Origin of the sequence: Sulfurisoma sediminicola (assembly GCF_003865015.1) — a bacterium.
In the GTDB taxonomy this organism is placed as follows: Bacteria; Pseudomonadota; Gammaproteobacteria; order Burkholderiales; family Rhodocyclaceae; genus Sulfurisoma; species Sulfurisoma sediminicola.
In genome coordinates this window covers 1-2,130 of sequence record NZ_BHVV01000005.1, presented here as the reverse complement: position 1 = coordinate 2,130, position 2,130 = coordinate 1, and the positions used below count along the sequence as shown (strand labels likewise).

Genomic DNA, 2,130 nt, shown 5'->3' with positions numbered 1-2,130 from the left:
ACGGCCAGCGTTTCAATGCGGCCGGCGCACCCGTGGGCGGCGAGTTCCTGGTAAATGCCGCCGGATGGCCCAACCAGCAAAACGCCCAGGTAACCGGCCTCGTTGGCGGCGGCTTCGTCGTCTCCTGGCAGGACGACGCCCGCGACGGCAGCAGCTGGGGCGTCTATGCCCGGCGCTATGACACGAATGGCATCGCCCTGGGTCCGGAATTCACGGTGAACACCGTCAGCGGAGACCAGCAGGCGGACCAGTCCATCACGGCACTCGCCGACGGCGGCTTCATCGTGACGTGGAACTCGCTGAACCAGGACGGCAGCGGCTGGGGCATCTACGCGCAGCGCTACAACGCCGACGGCACGCCCTGGCTGCCGCAGGCGATCGGAACGGCTGGCGACGACGCCATCGACCTCAACGGCAATACCACGGCCGTCGAATACCTTGGCCTGGCCGGGAACGACACCCTGAAAGGCGGATCGGGCAACGATCGCCTGATCGGCGGGGCCGGCATGGACACTTTCGTCTTCGCCGGCAACGGCAACGGCATCGACACCATCGTCGACTTCGAGACGGGCGATCTCATCTCGGTGGCCGGGGCCAACTTCTCCAGCCCGGTGGTGGCAGGTGACGGCAGCGATACGGGACAGAACCAGGTCCAGATCAGCAGCGCGGATGGCCATACGACGCTCTACATCGGGACCGACGCAAGCGCCGGGGCCGATGTTCAGGTCCGAGTCGCCGGCACCCTGGCGGTGACCGACCTGCGGGCTTCGGGCACGTATATCGGCCTCAACACCACCCTGATGGTCGCGAATCCCATCGCCGACCAGAACGCGACCGAGGACTCCGCATTCACCTTCACCGTGCCCGCGGACGCCTTCGCCCATGCGCTGCCGCTCACCCTGAGTGCAGCCAAAACCAACGGCGATCCCCTGCCAGCCTGGCTGACCTTCGACGGCAGCAGCGGAACATTCACCGGCACGCCGACCAACGGCGAAGTCGGCAATTTCGCGATCCGCGTCACTGCCATCGATTCCGGCAATGCCATCGCCAGGGACGAGTTCGCGCTGACCATCGCGAACAGCAACGACGCTCCGACCGTCGCCAATCCGATCGCGGACCAGATCGCGGCTGAAAACCAACCGTTCGCGCTGACGGTGCCGATGACCACATTCGCCGACGTCGATGTCGGCGATACCCTCGCCCTCAGCGCCACCCTGGCCAATGGCGCCGCCCTTCCAGCCTGGATCGGCTTCGATCCGGCGACACGGACGTTCAGCGGCATTCCCGCACGTGCCGATGCCACGACGCTCCAGGTCAAGGTCACGGCGGTCGACGGCACCGGCGCCGGCACCAGCGACGTCTTCCAGTTGCGCGTCTACGCGAATACCTACACGCCGCCCAACAGCTACGTCCTCCTGATCGGCGATTCGACCAACAACGTGCTGGTCGGCACGCCCAACAACGATCTGCTCGACGGGCTTGCCGGCGCGGATGACATGTCCGGCGGCGAGGGCAGCGACGCCTACGTCGTCGACAACGCCGGCGACCTCGTCACCGAAAATCCCGACGAGGGTACCGACGGCGTGCGCAGCGCGATCGCCTACACCCTGCCGGACAACGTCGAGAACCTGACCCTGACCGGCTCGTCGAACGTGAATGGAATCGGCAACGGCGCAGACAACGTCATTCTCGGCAATGCCGGCGCCAACCGCCTCGAAGGCCTCGGCGGGAATGACTCGCTCGACGGCGGCGCCGGCGCGGACGTCCTTATCGGCGGATCCGGCGACGATGCCTACTTTGTCGACAATGCGGCCGACGTGGTGATCGAATCCTCGGCAGCCGGCTTGGATCGCGTATTCAGTGCCGTCAGCATTCGCCTGCCGGCCAACGTCGAAAACCTGACGCTGATCGGAAGCGCCCCCATCAGTGCCTTCGGCAATGAACTCGACAACGCCATCACAGGCAACGGCGCAAGCAACGTCATCGACGGCGACGCGGGCAACGACATCCTTCAAGGAGGTGCGGGCAACGACATCTACGTCATCGCGTCCGCCAAGCACCATCAGCAGGCCGAAATCGCCGATGCGTCCGGAACCGACGAGGTTCGCTTCGCCTCGCAACTGCCTCAAA

General features: G+C 65.7%; 1 protein-coding gene. It reads left to right on the top strand.

Going from position 1 to position 2,130, the window contains the following annotated elements:
* The coding region (locus tag EJE94_RS08755) for a putative Ig domain-containing protein (protein ID WP_207855858.1) at positions 1-2,130 on the top strand (2,130 nt) is incomplete at both ends.